The sequence below is a fragment of the Flagellimonas sp. genome (assembly GCF_965215805.1).
Classification (GTDB): domain Bacteria; phylum Bacteroidota; class Bacteroidia; order Flavobacteriales; family Flavobacteriaceae; genus Flagellimonas.
The window spans coordinates 2,404,342-2,425,491 of record NZ_OZ244124.1; the positions used below are offsets into that span (position 1 = coordinate 2,404,342).

Annotated in this window: 15 protein-coding genes; 9 read left to right on the forward strand and 6 right to left on the reverse strand. The window is 43.9% G+C overall.

Annotated elements, in window-relative coordinates:
- Positions 1-3: 3 nt before the first annotated feature.
- The 3 genes from ACOOE0_RS10625 (at position 4) to ACOOE0_RS10635 (ending at position 3,241) form a co-directional block, all read left to right on the forward strand.
- Complete coding sequence (locus ACOOE0_RS10625; protein WP_420398904.1) at positions 4-2,316, forward strand: M1 family metallopeptidase; 2,313 nt, start codon at positions 4-6, stop codon at positions 2,314-2,316.
- Positions 2,317-2,401: 85 nt separating this feature from the next.
- Positions 2,402-2,680: a Sec-independent protein translocase subunit TatA/TatB gene (locus ACOOE0_RS10630; protein WP_420398905.1), complete on the forward strand. Its 279-nt coding sequence runs from the start codon at positions 2,402-2,404 to the stop codon at positions 2,678-2,680.
- Positions 2,681-2,683: 3 nt separating this feature from the next.
- Positions 2,684-3,241 carry a phosphatase PAP2 family protein gene (locus ACOOE0_RS10635; protein ID WP_420398906.1) on the forward strand — a complete coding sequence of 186 codons (558 nt, stop codon included), beginning with the start codon at positions 2,684-2,686 and terminating at the stop codon, positions 3,239-3,241.
- On the opposite strand, the gene ACOOE0_RS10640 is transcribed toward ACOOE0_RS10635, so the two are convergent.
- Positions 3,219-3,860 carry an O-methyltransferase gene (locus ACOOE0_RS10640; protein ID WP_420398907.1) on the reverse strand — a complete coding sequence of 214 codons (642 nt, stop codon included), beginning with the start codon at positions 3,858-3,860 and terminating at the stop codon, positions 3,219-3,221. The genes ACOOE0_RS10635 and ACOOE0_RS10640 overlap by 23 nt on opposite strands.
- 68 nt (positions 3,861-3,928) lie before the next feature.
- Here ACOOE0_RS10640 and ACOOE0_RS10645 point away from each other — a divergent pair, with 68 nt between their 5' ends.
- Both ACOOE0_RS10645 and kynU read left to right on the forward strand, forming a co-directional pair.
- On the forward strand, positions 3,929-4,393 hold the full coding sequence (locus ACOOE0_RS10645) for a GNAT family N-acetyltransferase (protein ID WP_420398908.1): 465 nt from the start codon (positions 3,929-3,931) through the stop codon (positions 4,391-4,393).
- 49 nt (positions 4,394-4,442) lie between these two features.
- Entirely contained in the window at positions 4,443-5,711 is a 1,269-nt protein-coding gene (gene kynU / locus ACOOE0_RS10650; protein ID WP_420398909.1) for a kynureninase, read from the forward strand.
- Here the strand turns inward: kynU and ACOOE0_RS10655 are convergent.
- A complete protein-coding gene (locus tag ACOOE0_RS10655) occupies positions 5,700-6,566 on the reverse strand; it encodes a helix-turn-helix domain-containing protein (protein ID WP_420398910.1) in 867 nt (288 codons plus the stop codon). The genes kynU and ACOOE0_RS10655 overlap by 12 nt on opposite strands.
- Positions 6,567-6,677: 111 nt before the next feature.
- On the opposite strand from ACOOE0_RS10655, the gene ACOOE0_RS10660 reads away from it, so the two are divergent.
- Positions 6,678-7,826 carry an MFS transporter gene (locus tag ACOOE0_RS10660; RefSeq protein ID WP_420398911.1) on the forward strand — a complete coding sequence of 383 codons (1,149 nt, stop codon included), beginning with the start codon at positions 6,678-6,680 and terminating at the stop codon, positions 7,824-7,826.
- Positions 7,827-7,837: 11 nt separating this feature from the next.
- Here the strand turns inward: ACOOE0_RS10660 and ACOOE0_RS10665 are convergent, their stop codons facing one another.
- Complete coding sequence (locus ACOOE0_RS10665; protein ID WP_420398912.1) at positions 7,838-8,512, reverse strand: hypothetical protein; 675 nt, start codon at positions 8,510-8,512, stop codon at positions 7,838-7,840.
- 101 nt (positions 8,513-8,613) lie between these two features.
- Here ACOOE0_RS10665 and ACOOE0_RS10670 point away from each other — a divergent pair, with 101 nt between their 5' ends.
- From ACOOE0_RS10670 to ACOOE0_RS10680, 3 genes are read left to right on the forward strand one after another with little or no spacing between them, the layout of a single operon-like run.
- Entirely contained in the window at positions 8,614-9,240 is a 627-nt protein-coding gene (locus ACOOE0_RS10670; RefSeq protein ID WP_420398913.1) for an RNA polymerase sigma factor, read from the forward strand.
- Position 9,241: 1 nt separating this feature from the next.
- A complete protein-coding gene (locus tag ACOOE0_RS10675) occupies positions 9,242-9,430 on the forward strand; it encodes a hypothetical protein (RefSeq protein ID WP_420398914.1) in 189 nt (62 codons plus the stop codon).
- A 24-nt stretch (positions 9,431-9,454) separates the two neighbouring features.
- Positions 9,455-10,282 (forward strand): mechanosensitive ion channel family protein, encoded by an 828-nt coding sequence (locus ACOOE0_RS10680; RefSeq protein WP_420398915.1) that lies wholly within the window; start codon positions 9,455-9,457, stop codon positions 10,280-10,282.
- A gap of 59 nt (positions 10,283-10,341) precedes the next feature.
- On the opposite strand, the gene ACOOE0_RS10685 is transcribed toward ACOOE0_RS10680, so the two are convergent.
- The 3 genes from ACOOE0_RS10685 to ACOOE0_RS10695 form a co-directional block, all read right to left on the reverse strand.
- Positions 10,342-12,312, reverse strand: a complete 1,971-nt coding sequence (locus ACOOE0_RS10685; protein WP_420398916.1) for an OmpA family protein — start codon at positions 12,310-12,312, stop codon at positions 10,342-10,344.
- Positions 12,313-12,323: 11 nt separating this feature from the next.
- Positions 12,324-13,232 (reverse strand): type IX secretion system membrane protein PorP/SprF, encoded by a 909-nt coding sequence (locus ACOOE0_RS10690; RefSeq protein WP_420398917.1) that lies wholly within the window; start codon positions 13,230-13,232, stop codon positions 12,324-12,326.
- Between the two features lie 279 nt (positions 13,233-13,511).
- On the reverse strand, positions 13,512-20,972 hold the full coding sequence (locus tag ACOOE0_RS10695) for a Calx-beta domain-containing protein (protein WP_420398918.1): 7,461 nt from the start codon (positions 20,970-20,972) through the stop codon (positions 13,512-13,514).
- Positions 20,973-21,150: the final 178 nt, after the last annotated feature.

Sequence of the window (21,150 nt, forward strand, 5' to 3'; positions counted from 1 at the left end):
AAAATGAACAAAATCAAGTATTGTTTTGCTTCCATGCTGTTTCTTTTTGGTGCAATGGCCTTTGCACAGGAAGAAGGTGAAACCAAAGAGCAAAGGGAGCCTGGTCATGTGAACCAAAGCAAGTTTAAACAGTTGTACGAAGAGTTCTCCACTCCAAACACCTACCGTTCAGCCTCCGGAGCTCCCGGTCCTGATTACTATCAGCAAAGAGCAGATTATGTAATGGACATTGAATTGGACGATAAAAATGCCAAGATTTATGGTGAAGAAACTATTACCTATTACAACAATTCTCCAGATGATTTGGAGTTCCTATGGGTGCAGCTAGATCAAAATGTGCGGGCTAAAGATTCCAAGTCTCCATTAAGAAATGGAAACGGAGTAAGCTTTGCCTATATGGCGGGGGATTTTGCCCAAACCTATGTCACCGAGCCTTTCGATGGCGGTTTCAATATTGAATTTGTGAAGGATGCCAATGGCAAGCCATTGTCCTATACCATCAACCAAACCATGATGCGTCTGAACATTCCCCAACCGCTTAAGAGTGGGGAGCAGATTTCATTTTCCATCAAGTGGTGGTATAATGTTCCTGACCATACGGTGAACAGGGCGCGTTCTGGCTTCGAATACTTTGCAAAAGACGGAAACCGCGCCTATGTTATTGCACAGTTTTTCCCAAGAATGGCTGTTTATAGCGATGTGGAAGGATGGCAAAACCATCAGTTTTGGGGAAGTGGCGAATTTGCCCTTCCATTCGGTAACTATGAAGTAAACATTACTGTACCGTCAGATCATATCTTGGATGCCACTGGAGTTTTGCAAAACAGGGAACAGGTATTCTCCAAAGAGATGATGAAACGTTATAAGCAGGCTAAGAAATCGTATGATAAACCTGTCCTAATTGTAACCCAAGAAGAAGCTGAAGCGGCGGAAAAAGGCTTTTCGGAAAAGAAAAAGACTTGGAAGTTCAAAGCAACCAATGTACGGGATTATGGTTTTGCGACCTCAAGAAAATTTGTTTGGGACATGCAGGCCGTAAAAATTGGTGGAAAAGATGTAATGGCTGTTTCCCTATATCCTAAAGAAGGAAACCCACTTTGGGAGGAGCAGTCCACCAAAGCTGTGGTACAAACTTTGAAAACCTATTCAAAACATACTTTTGATTACCCTTACCATAAGGCTATCTCGGTACATGCCAAAAACCAAGGTATGGAATACCCTATGATTTGCTGGAACTATGGACGTCCCAACGAGGATGGTACGTATTCCGACAGAACCAAGTACGGTATGATCAGTGTGATCATCCATGAGGTGGGGCACAACTACTTCCCTATGATCGTAAACTCTGATGAGCGTCAGTGGGGATGGATGGATGAAGGTTTGGATACTTTCATGCAATATTTGACCGAGCAGGAATTTGGGAAAAATTACCCAGATGTCATCGCTCCCAACTCAAAATACCCTTCTAGAAGAGGCGAGGCAGCGAAAATTGTCCCTTATATGGCTGGTGACCAAAGTCACATTTCACCCATTATGTCCAATCCAGAGAATGTATATCAGCTGGGGCCAAACGCCTATGGTAAACCAGCTACTGCTTTGAACATTCTTAGGGAAACCGTTATGGGCCCCGAATTGTTCGATCATGCATTTAAAACCTATGCCCAGCGTTGGAAATTCAAGCATCCTACCCCAGAGGATTTCTTTAGAACCATGGAAGATGCATCAGCAGTGGACTTGGATTGGTACTGGAGATCTTGGTTCTATACTACCGATTATGTTGATATCGGGGTAAAAGGGGTGAAAAAATACTATGTTTCAGACAAGCCTACCAAACAAATGGAAAAGTATATGGCGGATAGAAATATCACAGAAGCCGATTTACCTCCATTGGTTTATTTGGCGGAAGAGGATAGTGAGGATTACAATCCCGACCTCAAAGGAAAGGCACCTACAGAGGTTTCCCAGAACTTGAAGGAATTTATGATGGATAACTTGAGTGCTGAGGAAAGGACCCAGGTCCAGGAACCCAAGTATTTCTATGAGATTACTTTTGACAAGCCGGGAGGGATTCCAATGCCTTTGATTGTTGAATATACCTATGCCGATGGAACTAAGGAAAACGTGACCTATCCACCGGAAATATGGAGAAAGAACGATGCAGAGGTGAAACGTGTATTGTCTTCCCAAAAGGAATTGGTAGGTATTGTGGTTGACCCCAAAGCGGAAACCGCAGATATCGATACGGCCAACAATTCTTGGCCCAAGAAAGAGGAAAAATCCGATTTCGATAAGTTCAAACAAAATATCAAAGGGTAGTTAAACCCTAGATCAAGTGTTAAAAGCCCTGTGAAATCACAGGGCTTTTTTTAGTTTCCAAGCAAGTTCTCATTATATTTGTCCTATGCATTTTCTATTCATCAGCGGCGGAGAAATCTTTTTTATCCTTTTTATTGTGGTCATGGTTTTTGGTGCCGATAAAATACCGGGTATTGCCAAAGGCCTGGGTAAGGGAATGCGACAGTTACGGGACGCCACGGACGATATTAAGCGCGAAATCCAAAAGAGCGCCGAGAGCCAAGGTATTGATACCGACTTCACCAAAGACATCCGAAACGAACTGAATGAAGTAAAGAAAAATGTGGATGAGGTAACTGGAGCTGTCAAAAGAAGCACCAAATAATCCATGTTGGACCGGCTCCTACAATGGGATCAGGATGTTTTCATTTATCTTAACGGGCTTGGTGTCGAATTTTGGGATCCTTTTTGGTCAACCGTGACCAAGATTTCAGTGTGGACTCCCTTATTCCTGTTGTTTCTTGCCCTGTTTTTACTGAAGTTTCCTAAAAGGCAGGCCTTTTCCAGAATTACTGCGGTAGTGGCCTTGGCATTTTTCATCACCTTAATTACCCATTGGACCAAAATTGGTTTTAAAAGACTGCGCCCCTGTGATGATGCAGAAATAAATTCCTTTATCCGCATCTTGGATACCCCTTCGGGTTATAGTTTTTTTTCGGGTCATGCTTCCAGCTCCTTTGCCATTGCCCTTTTGGTCTATTTGCTGCTTAGAAACAAGATAAAATGGGCAGGTTTATTTTTTATTTGGCCCCTACTGTTCACCACCAGCCGTATTTATGTTGGGGTGCATTATCCTTTGGATGTTTTGGTTGGAGCAGCAGTTGGAGTGATTTCGGGTTTACTTTTCCATCGACTACACCGAGCTATAGTACCCGGCACATCGTAAGCCCATCACGTATAGGGAGCAAAACGGTTTCAACTCTTGGATCTTGCTTTAATTTCTGATTATAGGCCAACAATGAAGCCGTAGCCTTATCCGAAGGAATCAAAGGTTCCACTACTTTACCAGACCAGAGCACATTATCGCTTAAAATGATACTTCCCGCCTTGGTTTTTTCAATGACGGCTTCAAAAAAGGCATCATACTGGACTTTTTGGGCATCGATGAACACCAAATCAAATTGATGATCCAACTTTGGAACAATGTCCAGGGCATCTCCAATATGCTGCTTGATCTGTGCTCCAAAACCACTTTTATCAAAGTACTTCCGCTGCATGCCGTGCAGTTCCTCATTGACTTCAATGGTGTGCAACTCGCCCGACTTTTGGAGTCCCTCGGCCAAACAAATGGCAGAATACCCTGTATAGGTTCCTATTTCCAATATGAATTTGGGTGAAATAATTTTGGAGAGCATGCTCAGTACCCTCCCTTGAAAGTGACCGGTGATCATTCGGGGTTGAATAACCTTTAGGTGGGTTTCACGGGTGAGCTCCGTTAAAATTGCTGGTTCCGACTCCGTGTTTTCTGCAATATAGCTTTCCAATAAGGGGGATAAAAAATGCATGCGTAAATTTTCGCAAAAATAGAGAAAAGAAGTACATTGGATATACCGTTTATCTCGAACTAGAACATATGGTTTCATCCAATTTTACAACTAGAAATGCCAGAATGGAGGATTTGCCCATTCTGTTGGATTTTGAGCAGCAATTGATCAAGGCAGAAAGACCTTTTGATATCACCATCAGGGAGGATCCTGTTAGCTATTATGATATCAAGGCTATGATTGATAATGATGACGCCTGTGTTCTAGTGATTGAACATGAAAGAGAAATTGTGGCCTCTGGGTATGCCATTACCAAAAGAGCAAGACATTATCTGGATCATGAGTTCTATGCTTACTTGGGCTTTATGTATACCCACCCCAATTTTAGGGGCAAAGGCCTGAATGCAAGAATAGTTGAATCACTCAAGCAATGGGCCGATTCCAAAGGACTTGCTGAAATGCGCTTGACGGTTTACGAGGATAACATTCCAGCCGTAAAAGCCTATGAAAAAGTGGGCTTCAAAAAACACATTAGTGAAATGCGACTGGAATAAGACTAGAGAAAACGATATTTAATTTCCATATTTAACCCAAACAATACGTATGACTTTTCAGCATTCCTTGGAATTTGCACAACAGTTGGACGCCCAAGACCCCCTGGCCAAGTATAGGGAGGAGTTCCACTATCCCCAGCACAATGGAAAGGATGTAATCTATTTTACTGGCAATTCTTTGGGACTTCAGCCTAAACGTAGCCAGAAATTTGTGGATGACGTCATGAAAGACTGGAAGGAAATGGCTGTGGAGGGTCATTTTTATGCTGAAAAGCCATGGTGGGACTATCATGAGCGCTTGGCGGAAGGCTTGTCCAAAATTGTTGGCGCCAAAAAAGAGGAGGTTTCCGTAATGAACACTCTTACAGTGAATCTGCACCTGTTAATGGTATCCTTCTATAGACCCACTGGAAATAGAATAAAGATTTTGTGTGAGGAGAAGGCCTTTCCGTCCGATCAATACATGCTACAAAGTCAGGCTAGGTACCACGGTTTTAATCCTGAAGATGTGATTGTGGAGGTTAAAAAAAGGGATGGCGAACATTTTTGGAGAACGGAGGACATTCTTGATAAGATCAATGAGGTAGGAGAGGAGTTGTCCTTGGTCTTAATGGGAGGGGTCAATTATTACAATGGCCAAGTCTTGGATATGGAAGCCATTACCAAAGCTGGAAAAAAAGTAGGTGCAAAAGTGGGATGGGATTTGGCCCATGGTGTAGGTAACGTAAAGCTTAGCCTGCATGATTGGGGTGCAGATTTCGCGGCTTGGTGCAGTTATAAATATATGAACAGTGGCCCAGGAAATGCTTCTGGAATCTATGTGAATGAGAGTTATCTGGGACAAAAGGATATACCGCGTTTTGAAGGGTGGTGGGGCACCAAAAAGGAAACCCGCTTTTTGATGCAACCGGAATTTGACCCGATAGATACGGCAGACGCCTGGCAGTTAAGTAATCCTCCAATTCTTTCTGTAGCACCCTATTTGGCTTCGCTGGAGTTGTTTGATGAGGTGGGCATGGATGCTTTGGTGCAAAAACAAAAAAAGATAGTGGCCTTTCTGGAATTTGTTCTAAAAGAAATAGATAAAGAGGTGGAAAGTACCTTTGAAATCATTACTCCTGAAGATAGAGGATGTCAACTTTCCGTTTTTCTGCATGGAGAAGGGCGCCCTCTCTTTGATTTTCTGATGAAGAATGGGGTCATTACGGATTGGAGAGAACCCAATGTGATCCGATTGGCTCCCGCTCCTTTGTATTGCTCGTACACTGATATGTACAATTTTGGACAAATATTAAAGGAAGGGATTTTAAGCAAGTGAGGTAGAGTACCTGCGCTTTACGTATACGGAAGGCGATAAGCCTTGATATCTCCTAAATTGCTTGCTAAAGTAAGAAGGGTCCGTGAACCCGCATTGGTACATGACCTCGGCAATGGTTGAATTGTCCTCATTGAAAAGTTCCACCGCTTTGGTTATCCGATACTCATTGACAAAATCCAGAAACCGTCTTTGGGTCATTTTTCTAAAAAAACGGCTAAAGGAATTGGGAGTGAAACCCAGTTGCGCTGAAATTTCAAGCACGGAAATTTCTTTATGATAGTTGGTGTTTACATACTCAAAGACGTGTTCCAACCGCCTAATCTCGTCACTTTTAAACTCGTTGATTGAAAATGTGTCCAATAGGGTTTTATAGGTTTTTTCCTTGGACAGATCACTTAGGATAGACAACAGATTGATCAATCTACCTTGATTGTCTTGATGGGCAAAGGCTTCAAATTTGGATTGTAATTCATCCTTGCACTGCTGGCTGAAGACAAGGACATGACCGGATTTTTCAATAAGCTTTTTGATGGCATCAAATTCTGGGAATACTTTGATTTTTTCATCCAAAAACTCCTTTCTAAACTGGATGACCACCTCTATGTTATCTTCATTATCCTTGTTGCCAAAGTCAGCATGGGGAATATTTCCTGCTAAAAATACAAGCGTCCCATGGGTATAATGGCTTTTGTTGGAACCAATATGCAAACAACCGGCTCCATTTTTCACATAGACCAATTCGTATTCCGGATGCACATGCCAACCAGCCGACTCACAATAACTGGAATTGTTATACGTAGCTACCTTTAAGGAAGTGTTGTGGGAGACATTAATGGATTCCAACATGGGTTTCATGCTGTAAAACTACCAATAAAATCTTGTTTATATCCAGTTTGGGAATAAAACAGACAAGTATTGGAATGTTTTCAGCTATAAAGTTCCGCTGGGGTTCGGTTATTTTGCCATATGAAATCACTTCAACTTATTTTTTCCAATCCCAGATACTTTGCACCAGCTTGGGTTTTTACCACCCTTAACATTTGGTTTGGTACCTGGGCCATTTATATCCCGACGGTAAAAGAAAAATTGGACATCAACAAGGCCGATTTAGGGATTGCCTTGTTTTGCCTGTCATTGGGAGTTTTTGCCATTTTTCCCTTGGCGCCCAAAATCATCAATAAACTTGGAGTGGGAAAAGCAACTTGGGTAGGAGTGTTGTTGGGTAGTATAACGGCCATATTCCCACTATTGGCACCCAATTACATTACATTGGCGGTAACCCTATTTCTTTTTGGGGCAGCCAATGGACTTACAGATATTGCCATGAATACCCTGGTCACTGAGATTGAAAAGGAGGATAAGCAGAATTTTATGTCGGCGGCCCATGGATTTTTTAGTTTGGGCGGCGTTGTTGTGGGCTTGGGTAGTTTCTTAATTCCCATTATCGGGAACCCGGCACTTCATATGGGCATAACCGTGGGTGTTGCGTTTTTGATCAATTTGTACTTTTTCCGCCATTATATAAACATTAAGGCAGCTCCACAGGAAAAAGAGGCCTTCAATTTAAAATTGTTCAAACCCCTGCTTTTACTGGGACTGATAAGTTTTGTTGCTTTTGGTAGTGAAGGTGCTATTGTGGATTGGAGTGGACTTTATTTAAAAGAGATAACGCTGGCTCCGGAAGCACTTATCGGCTCGGGATTTTTGGCCTTTTCCGTTGCCATGACCCTAGGAAGGTTTTTGGGGGATGGCATCAGCGCTCGGATAGGTTCCATTAAAATTGTGGTGTTGGGAGCTTCGGTGGCGCTTTTAGGGTATCTGTTGGTGTTATCGGAACATACCCTTTTGGCCATTGTGGGCTTTGCCTTGAGCGGTCTTGGGTTTTCTGTTATAGTCCCTGAGCTTTTCAGAATTGGGGGTAACGTTAAGGGGGTGGAATCGGCACAAGGAGTTTCCTTTATCGCTGGTACCGGATACTCAGGTTTTTTAATGGGACCCGTTGTTTTGGGCTTTGTGGCGGAAAGCACTTCCCTAACCCATAGTTTCTATGGTCTTTTGGGCTGCATTCTACTGGTTTTGGGAACTAGCTTGTTCCTTCAGAAAAAGAGAGCTTAGAAATCCTGGAATTACTCTTTGATTACGGATAGATTGGTAAAATTCAAGCTGAATTCTTCTTCTGATTTTCTATGATCTTGGGCTAATTTCAGTCCTTCCATAGTCACATAATCCTCCCAAGTAGTGGTCATGGAAGGTTCTGCTTGGTTGGCTTTTCTAAATACCCATTCACGCAAAACAAAGTCGTCCTTAAAATAAAAATCATAGGCATCTCCAGGGGTATACCCACCTTCGTTGCCATATACTATGGTCAGCTTCTGCATGGATTCTCCACTAATAGGTGCCTTTTGACCTTCTTTGTGTTCCGAAGTATAATTGTTGGCATCCCAAATTAGATTGAACGGCGCCAAAATCCAGAATCTGTCATTGATAAAACCGCTATTGCGTTCAAGGGCAACGCTATCCATGGATTTTCGATTGTAAACTAAAGTGTCCGAGGAAATTGAAGTGACCTTATTGGTTTTAGGCTCCCAGACCCAGGTACGTTCAAAATGGGTGGTATCCTTATCCACATTAAATGTAAACGTGATTTCCTTCACGGATTTCCAAGCATCGTATCCATGTGCTTGGGCTATTTTTTCTGGAATTGACAGTTCTTTTTCAGGAGTGGGCTCAGCTTTGGGTTCAGTTTTACAAGCTGAAATCAATGTAAAGCTAATCAAGGCTAAAAAGAAGTAGTATTTCATCTGCTAATTTTCCATAAATATAAGGTCAATTTCAATTATCTTGGTGAGATATTCCCTAAAAGGGAAAACTTCATAAAAAGAACCCGAACAAACCTCGTCCAGTGACTTTTATCAGAAGACTGTTTCTAACTCTTATACATTACATTGATAAGAATTCATTGGAAACAGATGACCCATATGCCCATCTGACGGATGAGGAACTGGTGCAGAAAATTGTTGCCAACAACAATCCGTTGCTCTTTGGCAAGTTGTACGACCGGTATGCAAAAATGGTCTACAACAAATGCTACGGATTTGCCAGATCGGAAGATGAGGCTGAAGATTTGACCCAGGATGTGTTCCTGCAATTGTTCATAAAACTGAAGATGTTCAAAGGGAAATCCAAGTTTTCCACTTGGCTGTACTCCTTTACCTATAATTTCTGTGTGAACTATGTGAATAGGAACAAGCAGCGAAAGATGAGCGATAAATCCGTGCCTGTGGAGGACTCGGAATACAAATTGACAGCGGAAATACCCGATGACAGCCTTTTTGAAATGAAGACCAAGAAATTGAAAAAAGCCTTGGAATTGGTTTCGCCAGAGGATAAGTCCATCTTGTTACTGAAGTATCAGGATGGAGCCTCCATTAAAGATTTGGTAAACCTTATGGAAATAGGGGAGAGTGCCGTAAAAATGCGGTTAAAAAGAGCAAAAGAAAAATTAATGGAAATCTATAAAACCTTGTAACATGGCAAAGAAAATTAGAAATCCGTTTAAGGAACTGGAAGCTTCGTTACGGGAAGTTCCACCAGGCATGAAGAAAAAAGTAATGAACGATATAGCGGCTGCCAAATTAATCATGGATATGGCCTCGCTCTTCTCGTTCAATGTGGGATCCGCTTTGCGAAAACTTTTTAAAACCTTGGGAAATAATTGATAACTGCACTATAAAACTAAAGATATGGAAACACTGAACGAATGGAAGAACCTGACCTTTGATTCCTTGGCTGCAATGGGCAGGGATATAGCATTGGCCCTCCCCAAGATTATTGGGGCACTGATCATTCTGCTGATTGGTTGGATCGTAACCAGAATCATACTCTTTGTCCTGGGCAAAATATTAAAGTTGGCCAAGGTAAATGTCCTGAGCGATAAGATCAACGACATGGAACTGTTTGGCAAGGGGGATTTTAAAATTGATATCCTTAAGATAATCCTAGGCTTTGTTAAATGGGTATTGTTATTGGTCTTCTTGATTGTGGCCGCGGATATTTTAAGCTGGGAGATCATCTCCACCGAAATTGGCAATCTGCTACGCTATTTACCAAGATTGTTCAGCGCACTCGCTCTTATGATGATTGGGCTCTACATTGGGAACTTCATTAAGAAAACGGTCAAGAAAATCTTTGACTCCCTAGAGTTTGGGGGATCTAACTTGGTGAGTAATATGTTGTTTTACATCATTGTGATATTTATTTCCATTACGGCCTTGAACCAGGCGGGAATAGATACCACGATTATTACTAACAACGTTACCATGATCTTGGGCGCATTTCTATTGGCTTTTGCCATTGGTTTGGGCTTGGGGTCACGCGATGTGATCACAGATTTGTTACGTTCCTTTTACACCCGTAGGACATTTGCCGTGGGCGACAAACTGGTGATTGGCAAGCACTCAGGAACGGTAGAAGCTATTGAAAACAACAGCTTGACTTTGGTAACCAAAGACGGAAAATTTGTGATTCCCATTAAGGATGTTGTGGAGAGTAAAGTGGAGATAAAATCTTAAAACAAAAAGCCGCCCAGAATTACTTCTTGGGCGGCTTTTTAAAAGAATCCCTCTACTATTTATTTTGATTTTGCCAAATAGTTATTGTTGAGTTGAACCACCGGAAATTCGGTTCTTCGGTTCAATTCCAGTTGTTCTTGATCACAGTCTTCCAAACCGTTACAATCGTTGATCAATTTTCGTTTTCCAAATCCTTTATAAGAGATAATTCGGTGTCTTGGTATACCGTGGGCAATGAGATACTCGTAGGTGGATTTAGCCCTTCGTTCTGATAGTTTGTCATTGTAATTGTGGCTTCCCACGGGATCGGTATGCGATTCCAATCGGATAACCATTTCAGGGTAGGTTTCCGACATAAGCTTGACCACTTTATCCAATTCACGGGCTGCATCAGGTCTAATATTACTTTTATTAAAGTCAAAATAGATTTTATTGAGTCCTGCCAAAACCTTCACATCCATTACAGGTTCCAGTTCAATATTCTGAACTACTGTTTTGGTAACGCGCTGTACCGTTTGCGTGCTAAAATACACGTGCTTATGGGGGTGCGTTTTCCGAACCGCTTCTATCAGGTAATTTTGACCACGATTCACAAACATTTCATAACGCCCTTGATCATTGGTCATCGTTTTTTGAACCAACTCCCCAGTATTTTGATCGTACAAAGAGATGGCAACACTGTCCAACGGCTGAAGGTTGATAGCATCCGTGACTGTTCCCTCCAGCATCAAAGAAGGAATAAACTTAAAACGATAAATATCATCGCTTCCTTTGCCTCCTTTACGGTTGGAGCTTACATATCCATCCACACCGTTATCCATGGCGTAGTATCCAAAATCGTCTTTTTCACTATTTAGGGGCTTTCCTAAATTGATCACATCCTTTATGTTTCCTTCCTCGTCCGAAATAGCAGCAAAGACATCCAATTGTCCAAAGCCTACATGTCCATCGGAAGAGAAGAACAACTGCCCTTCATTATTGATGTACGGAAACATTTCGTTCCCAGGGGTATTGATTATGGGGCCAGCGTTTACTGGGAGTCCCACACCACCCCTTGGGTGTATTTTACAGTAATAAATGTCGGTACCCCCATAGCCACCGGGTCTGTCGGAAGCAAAGTACAATAGCGTTCTATCAGTGTTTACGGTAGGGTGACCGGTAGAGTAGTGGTCGGCATTGGTCTTAAGGTTTCGGGTAACCTTCCAGACACCATCCACTTTTTCCCCTTTGTAGATTTTTAGGTTGTTTAGTTTTTCTATGTTCTTGTCTTCCTTTTTCTTGGTGAAAAAGCTTTCTTTATTTTGGAAGTAGCTGTTTCGCGTAAAGTAGACAATGGTATCGTTTTTGTAATCGGTGGAAAAAACCAAGGAACTTTCGTGGAACTTGGAGTTGATTTCGCCTTGAAACTTTCTGGGAACATCCATGGTACTTCCTTCGGTAACATGGAAAATATCCAACCAGGATTCGTTGTTCCATCCGTAAATATCTTCTGAAGCGACCTCTTTTCTACTGGAGCTGAAATACAACTGCCCGTCATGGACAAAGGCGCCAAATTCGCTGTATCGCGTATTAAAATGTACTGGCTCCACTTCGTATCTTTCCCTACTGTTGAAGACCACAGAAGCCAGGTTTCCATCCTTTAAAAACTGTTTGACACGTGCATCGTTTTTATGGAATTTTCTATAGCGTTTAAGCCATTTTACAGCCTCTTTCTCCTGACCGGAGCTTTTAAGCGCCATGGCATACTTAAAGTAATAGTTGGTCGGGGTCTCGGGCTCGTTGATAAACCTTTTGAAATAGGGCAAAGCCTTTTCAAAATCCCGAAGCATCAAATAACATTCGGCCAACCGCTGATAGGCATGTACAGCGTTTTTCCCAGTGACCATTTTTTCGTACTCGGGAATGGCCTTTGCGTAAGCAAATTTATAGAACAATTGGTCCGCTCTCTTTTGGACTGTGGATTGTGCGGTCATGGAAACCACTCCAAAAAAGGCAATGAATAAAACTGATATGAGGTTGTGGCGCTTCATTGGAATTGATTTTAAAAATATCTTGGTGACTTATAAAGATTGGTTTTCTTAGAAAGTCTTGGTTCAAAGATCAAAATGACTTCATGGGTTCCACCCGTGTAGGGTCTAATGGTAGAAGTTGGAAGGTCGTAAGCATAGCCAATTCTAAAATTGTTGGAAATCTGGTAGTCCAAAAACGCTCCAAAATTGGACGCATCATTGAATCGGTAAGAAGCTCCCAACCATACTTTTTCATACAGTAGAAAGCTATTGGTAATATCATAAGTAGATGGTGCTCCATTGGTAAATTTGGTGATAAATGCAGGACGTAATTTAACATCAGCTGAGATATCAATAACCAAACCTCCAATAGCATAGTAGCTATTACGCTCCAAGGCTTCAAACTCCCCTTCGTTCAAATCCGTGTTCAAAATTCGAGGAGAGGAAATACCCGCATACCATCTATTGGTACTCAAATAAACCCCAGCCCCAAAATTGGGTTTCCAACTGTTAAAGTTGGCATTGAAGAAGGGATCGTTATAATCAGGATTTTCCAAACGGTAGTTGGTGAATCCGGCTTTTAATCCAAAAGAAAGTTTTGCTTCGGCTGTAACGGGAATGGTATAACTAAAATCCCCATACACATAGTTGGTGCTCTCAAAACCCAATTGGTCCGTGATATAGGAAATCCCCAATCCCACACGTTCATTGTTCATGGGAGTGTGGAAGGAGAATGTACTTGTGGTCGGATTCCCGTCCAGTCCAGCCCATTGGTTCCTGTGAAGGGCGGTCATGTTCATACTCTCTCGGCTACCTGCATAAGCGGGATTTACAGAGATGGTGTTGAACATATATTGTGTAAACTGAGGAAGCTGTTGGGCCATAGCGCTGGATCCAACAATTGCCATCAATGACAGGGTAATCTTGCGAAGCGTTTTCATATTGTTTCGGTTAAGGTTTTGCCCGGTTGCCCAGACTGGAATTTGGGTTTAAATTCTATATCAAAGCAACGGCAAATGGGTGTTATTGAGTAATATAGCCGTTGAATGAACTTGAATAATCGGCCTGAAACAAAGGGTTCGATGAAGTGCATTTTTCTGTGGACGAATGCGGCAAATGACCTGATTTACAAAAGGGCTTTGGTCTAAGAAATAGTTCGATTATCGATACAAAAAAAGGCCAGCCTGTGTGGCTGACCTTTCAAAGTAGTTGCAGTTTGTTTAGTTTGCACCAGTTCCCAGATAAATGTATCCGTTCAGTGGTTTAATATCTGTATTTATCACGTTGATGATATAGTAGTACGTACCTGAAGGAAGCATACCGGAATTTCCAAAGGCATTGCTCGGAGCAAAACCACCCCAGTCATTCTGATAGTTCTTGGATTCGTATACTTTATCTCCCCAGCGGTTGAAAATCATCAGCTCAAAAGAGTAATTACAATATTCTACTCCAGTAATGGTGAACATATCATTGATATTGTCTCCATTGGCAGTAACCGTTTTGGATACAATGATCTCATCTCTACCACAAGGCACACAATCACTGTTTACAATGATGGTGAAGTCTACATAATACTTGCAGGTTCCTTCAGTAGAACTATAGCTGATCAGGTATTCTCCAACTTCCAGGTTGGCTGGATTAAAGATGCTTCCATCCAAGACAACATTACCACTGATCAACTCAAACACCCCATTGGTATCAAAGGATTCTGGTAAATAGTTAATCAAGTTAATGGCATCATCCTCAACGCAAATGTTGATTTCTACTTCCTCAGGTTGAGGTTGCATAACAAAAATCACTTGCTCAAAAGAGGCAGTATTACCACAGGAGTCAGTTACGTCCCAAGTTCTGGTAATCATGAAGTCTTCAGTATCTGCCAAACTAACGGTCTCTTCAGAGAATTCTACTTGATAGTTACCACATCCACCCATAAAGGTCAATTGCGGAACTTCTGGAATCTCATCACCACAAATTAGGTTGATTTCCTCCTCGTAAGCACTTGAGGTGATAGGACCAGTAGGTTCTATCGTGATAACCTGGGTGTGGGTATTGACATTCCCCGCACAATCTTCCGTAGACCAAGTTCGGGTAACGGTATAGCCAGTTGCACAATTGGAATCATTGGTAATTATCTCATCGAAAGTCACCGCAGTAGTTGTATCACAATTGTCAATCGCAGTTAGAACAATAGCATCAGGAACCTCGTTACACATTGCAGTCATGCTTTGTGGCAAGTTTTCCACAAATTGTGGAGCCTGAGTGTCCTCAACCGTGATTTCCTGGGTGTGACTTACAGGATTACCTGCACAATCAGCCGTACTCCATGTTCTAGTGATGATGTAGTCGGAACCACAAGAATCAGAATCCGTGATTTGCTCATCGAACACTACGGTGATACTTGGATCACAATTGTCCATAGCTGTCAAGATTTCTGCAGTCGGAACATTGTCGCACGACACAGTTATATCCAGAGGCAATGTTTCCACAAATGTAGGAGCAGTAGTATCCTCCACCGTGATAACTTGGGTATGACTTACAGGATTACCTGCACAATCAGCCGTACTCCATGTTCTTGTAATGATGTAATCAGAACCACAAGAATCAGAATCAGTGATTTGCTCATCGAACACTACGGTGATATTTGGGTCACAATTGTCCGTAGCTGTCAAGATTTCTGCTGTTGGAATAGCATCACAGGAAACAGTTACATCCATTGGCAAGGCTTCAACAAATGTAGGAGCAGTTGTGTCCTCCACAGTGATAACCTGCGTATGGCTTATTGGGTTACCCGCACAATCTGCTGCATCCCAGGTTCTTGTGATGATATAATTGGATTCACAAGAATCAGTATCCGTGATTTGCTCGTCAAATACTACAGTGATATTTGGATCACAGCTATCAATGGCCGTTAGGACATCAGCAACTGGAATATTATCACAAGAAACTGTAATATCCGTCGGAAGTACTTCAACAAATGATGGTGCTTGGGTATCTATCACCGTGATCACTTGCACGTGTTCACGTACGTTTCCAACACAATCTGTAAAAGTCCATGTTCGCGTAATGGTATAATCCATGGCGCAGCCATCATCCTGTCCTGTAATGGACTCGTTGAAATCCACCGTAGTTGCACAGGTACTGTTTACGGTAATTACTTCTGCTGTTGGAATCGTATCACAAGCTTCAAGCGTAATATCAGTTGGATAACCTTCATTTCCATCATTATCGATAATGTTAACCGTAGCGGTATCGTTAGCCAGGATATTGACCAATGTGGTTGAAATATTGGTCAAGACTACCTGGAAGTCTTCCGTACTTTCAATAATGATATCATCAATAATCGGAATGATTATGTTTTGATTGTTACTGTTGGCTGCCCCAAAGGTCAATACCTGAGTGTTCTGGGGAATACCAGTGTAATCAAATGCATCTTGAGCCGAACCATTGGTGGTATAAAACTCCACGGTAAATTCGTCCTGTACGTCTACATTAAGGCTTACGGGTACTGAAACTGTTCCGGCATCTTCATCAATGTTGATGTTGGTGATATCGAATTGAACCCCGTTGCCTGCACCCCCGTCGTTGTCACCTATCGTTCCCGTTGCATTCCCATCGATGATGGAGATGAGCCCGGTTGAAAGGTTGGAGATCGTTATGGTCAGGTCCTCGCTGTTCTCTATCAGTGTATCGTCAAGTATGGTGACGGTCACGCTGTGCTGCTCGCCCGCGTTACCGGCAAATGCGATGTTCCCGGTGGCGGATGCCACGGTATAGTCGCTGCCCGCAATGGCGGTGCCATCGGCAACGGCAAAGTCCACGTTGAACCCTCCCTGTACGTCGGCGTTGAGCGACAGTACGAAGTCAGCGGTACCTGCGTCCTCGTCCACGCTGAAGCCCGCAACGGACACCCCGTTCCCGGCCCCGCCGTCGTTGTCACCTATCGTTCCCGTTGCATTCCCATCGATGATGGAGATGAGCCCGGTCGAAAGGTTGGAGATCGTTATGGTCAGGTCCTCACTGTTCTCGATAAGGCTGTCGTCAAGTATGGTCACGGTCACGCTGTGCTGTTCGCCCGCGTTACCGGCAAATGCGATGTTCCCGGTGGCGGATGCCACGGTATAGTCGCTACCTGCGATGGCCGTACCGTCGGCAACGTCAAAGTCCACGTTGAACCCTCCCTGTACGTCGGCGTTCAGTGACAGAACAAAATCAGCGGTACCTGCGTCCTCGTCCACGCTGAAGCCCGCAACGGACACCCCGTTCCCGGCCCCTCCGTCGTTGTCATTTATGGTACCTGTGGCATTTGCGTTCAAAATACCTATAAGCCCCGTTGAAAGGTTGGATATCGTTATGGACAGGTCCTCGCTGTTCTCGATAAGGCTGTCGTCAAGTATGGTGACGGTCACGCTGTGCTGCTCGCCCGCGTTACCGGCAAATGCGATGTTCCCGGTGGCGGATGCCACGGTATAGTCGCTACCTGCGATGGCGGTGCCGTCGGCAACGGCAAAGTCCACGTTGAACCCTCCCTGCACGTCGGCGTTGAGCGACAGTACAAAATCAGCGGTACCCGCGTCCTCGTCCACGCTGAAGCCCGCAACGGACACCCCGTTCCCGGCCCCGCCGTCGTTGTCGTTTATCGTACCAACGGCATTGGCGTTCAAAATACCTATAAGTCCCGTTGAAAGGTTTGAAAGTGCGATGGACAGGTCCTCGCTGTTCTCGATAAGGCTGTCGTCAAGTATGGTGACGGTCACGCTGTGCTGCTCGCCCGCGTTACCTGCAAATGTTATGTTCCCGGTGGCGGATGCCACGGTATAGTCGGAACCTGCGATGGCGGTACCGTCGGCAACGGCAAAGTCCAGGTCAAATCCTCCCTGAACGTCGGCGTTGAGCGACAGTACAAAGTCTGCCGTACCGGCGTCCTCGTCCACGTTGAACCCAGCAACGGATACCCCGTTGCCCGCACCGCCGTCGTTGTCGTTTATTGTACCAACGGCGTTGGCGTTCAAAATACCTATGAGCCCGGTTGAAAGGTTGGAGATCGTTATGGTCAGGTCCTCGCTGTTCTCTATCAGTGTATCGTCAAGTATGGTGACGGTCACGCTGTGCTGCTCGCCCGCGTTACCGGCAAATGCGATGTTCCCGGTGGCGGATGCCACGGTATAGTCGCTGCCCGCAATGGCGGTGCCATCGGCAACGGCAAAGTCCACGTTGAACCCTCCCTGTACGTCGGCGTTGAGCGACAGTACGAAGTCAGCGGTACCTGCGTCCTCGTCCACGCTGAAGCCCGCAACGGACACCCCGTTCCCGGCCCCGCCGTCGTTGTCACCTATCGTTCCCGTTGCATTCCCATCGATGATGGAGATGAGCCCGGTCGAAAGGTTGGAGATCGTTATGGTCAGGTCCTCACTGTTCTCGATAAGGCTGTCGTCAAGTATGGTCACGGTCACGCTGTGCTGTTCGCCCGCGTTACCGGCAAATGCGATGTTCCCGGTGGCGGATGCCACGGTATAGTCGCTACCTGCGATGGCCGTACCGTCGGCAACGTCAAAGTCCACGTTGAACCCTCCCTGTACGTCGGCGTTGAGCGAGAGCACGAAGTCTGCCGTACCGGCGTCCTCGTCCACGCTGAAGCCCGCAACGGACACCCCGTTGCCCGCACCGCCGTCGTTGTCATTTATGGTACCTGTGGCATTTGCGTTCAAAATACCTATAAGCCCCGTTGAAAGGTTGGATATCGTTATGGACAGGTCCTCGCTGTTCTCTATCAGTGTATCGTCAAGTATGGTGACGGTCACGCTGTGCTGCTCGCCCGCGTTACCGGCAAATGCGATGTTCCCGGTGGCGGATGCCACGGTATAGTCGCTGCCTGCGATGGCGGTGCCGTCGGCAACGTCAAAGTCCACGTTGAACCCTCCCTGTACGTTTGCGTTCAATGACAGTACGAAGTCTGCCGTACCGGCGTCCTCGTTTACGCTGAAGCCCGCAACGGACACCCCGTTGCCCGCACCCCCGTCGTTGTCGTTGATGGTAATCTCTCCAGAGTTGTCATTAATAGCTGGTGTATTGCTACCATTAGACAATTGGACGGTGAAAGCTTCTGTTGCTTCAATAATGTTGTCATCATTTATTGGAACTGAAATTGAAACCAATTCCCCATGCGTTCCATTGAAATTCAATGTGCCAGAAGTTAGGCTGTAATCCAAGGATTCTACAGCTGTTCCATCAGCAGTAGTATGATTTACCGTAAAACCTCCAATTACTTCACCTACATGGAATACTTCCAAAGTGGCATTTCCGGCATCTTCATCCACCGTAATATCATTGATGTACAAACCAACGGGATCTCCATTTTCAGTAACAAAAATTTGTTGGGTATGATCAATGGAATTCCCTGTACAATCGGACGCAGTCCATGTCCTAACAATGGTGTAGGTAGTACTTGTATTATCTCCAATATAAGTTTCAGAAAAACTTACACCGGCATTTGTATCACAATTGTCATTTGCAGTGAGTGTTTCTGCACTTGGAATCGCATTGTAAGCAGCAACTGTGTCCGAAGGAAGCGTTTCCACGAAGGTAGGCGCAGTAATGTCCTCAACAGTAATTGTCTGTACATGCTCAGTAGTGTTTCCAGCACAGTCCTCCACAGACCAAGTTCTTGTTATGATATAATCGGAAGGACAGGAATCACCGTCTGTAATTTGTTCATCAAAGGTTACTGCAACGCTATTGTCACAGTTGTCGGTAGCGGTTAATACATCTGCAACCGGTACGCTATCACAGGAAACAGTGGTATCTGTTGGCAATGTCTCCACAAAGGTTGGTGCAGCGTTATCTTCCACCGTAATGACTTGTGTAAATGTATCACTGGTTCTTCCGCAGGCATCTGTAAAAGTCCAAGTATTGGTGTATGTTCCTTCCCCAGGACAACTTGGGTCGGCAACAAAGCTACCTGCAACCTTGTTCAAAGTAAAATTGCAAAATTCAGTAGCTGGTTCAAGGTTTTGGGCTGCATTCAACGCATCAGAATCATCGCAAGAAACTGTAGTATCCAATGCATTGGCCGCTGTTGACCAGTTTACCTGATTGGGTTCATTGATGTCCACCACAGTAGGGTCAAAGTTACCGATACCACAACTATCCAGTGTTCCCGAACTTTGGGCCACCACTGGATTGGTATTGGTTACCCCACTAAAGGTTGCCGTGGCTTGCATGGCGAAGTTTGCGGAACATGCAGTTTCCAAGAAATGACATTGGTCCTTGATCTGAACATTGAAATCCAAAGTATACAATGGATCTCCTACATCGGTATTGCCATCAGGAACAAAAAAGCGCAACTCCCTTGTGGAAGTATTAAAATTGTATGTTACTCCAGCGGGCAAAGATTCTGTATTCACAAAATCCACCTCTTGTGGAAGGGTGGTATAAATTTCCAAGTTTTGGATATCATCATTACCCGAATTTTCAACGCTAAGTGTCATTTGAACGTTGTCACCTGGGTTAAAACCTGTACCTGAAGTTGAGGAAGTAAAGTTCAAGGCCCCAAGGCTGGGTTCATAAACCTCAACACTTAATCCAAGCAAATAAAGACCATAACTTTCTTGGTCCGAGGTAATTTTAAGGGTAGCTGATGTTTGGTTGTTGTCTATAAACTTATTACCTGTGTTCTGTAAATCAAAAACGGCAGCGTCAAAACCTAGGGTGTTTGTACTCGCTGGATTTCTATCCGTGAAATCTGTCCCATCTATGGTAATGCGACTATTAAAGAAGTTGTTGCTATCTCTAATTGGAGTGGAGATGTTGGACCAAGTGCTGTTGGTATCGAAGATTTGCAACTGGTCACCAGAGATATCCCTGTCCCCTTCAAAAGATCCAAGAACAATATCTGCATTTACGTTTCCGGTAGGAACTGTTTGGAACCCATTAAAATCAAATTCCACCTCTCCTTGTGTTTGTGTAATGTGCACATAGCCATCAAAAAGGGTGATGTTTTTTCCAATCATGCTCGGGTTTTCATAGACAAACACAATTTGCCATCCTCCCGAGGTACCTGTATGCGATCCTGTATGTGAGTATAAATCTCCTTCAGTAGCTTTCACATTGGCTACCTGGAAATTTCCATAAGGATTGGCCAAACCTGATACGTCTGATGTAATATCCTTTACACAGATGTATGGGTCGTTTACGAAATGCTCATCTCTTCCTCTATATATAACTTCATCAGCCGTAATCGTGCTGTACGAAGATTGACCAGGTAGCATGAGCTTTACCTGGTTGTAATTCCAAACGGGTTCAGCACCGCCATTACCTGTATTGTCATCAACAGAATATTCTTTGTCAGCTGCTGCCCAATACAACAAGACCTTTTTGAAATTCAAACAGCTAAGGCTTGGTTCCGGATTCGAAAAATTGGCGCTACTGGAATTAAAGGTGGAGGCATCCGAATCGATATCTACAAAAACATTGTTTGAGAAATCGTGGTTACCATCCGTTCCGTTGTACGCATTTGTAGCATGACGTGAAAGCACATTATTGGCGATGATCGTCACATCACCCTTAATGGTTTCTGAATACCTTGGGGTAAATGCCTTTTTAACCTGCCCCATCATGCTGAACGAGAACAAGAGTAAGAAAGAAACAATTACCGGTTTAACTGTAGAAGTAGTTTTGCTCTTCATAGGTTTAGATTTGAGATGATCACTTATTTGATCGTCCAAACTTTATGAAAGCTTAACCTGCTAGGATTGGGTCACTAAAAATGTGATTTGAAGTAAATCGCTGTAGGTTAAGGTTTTCACTGTTGGATTGGAATTATTAAGATTTGGGTTCATAATTCGTTTCAAAGAAATGCAGGAT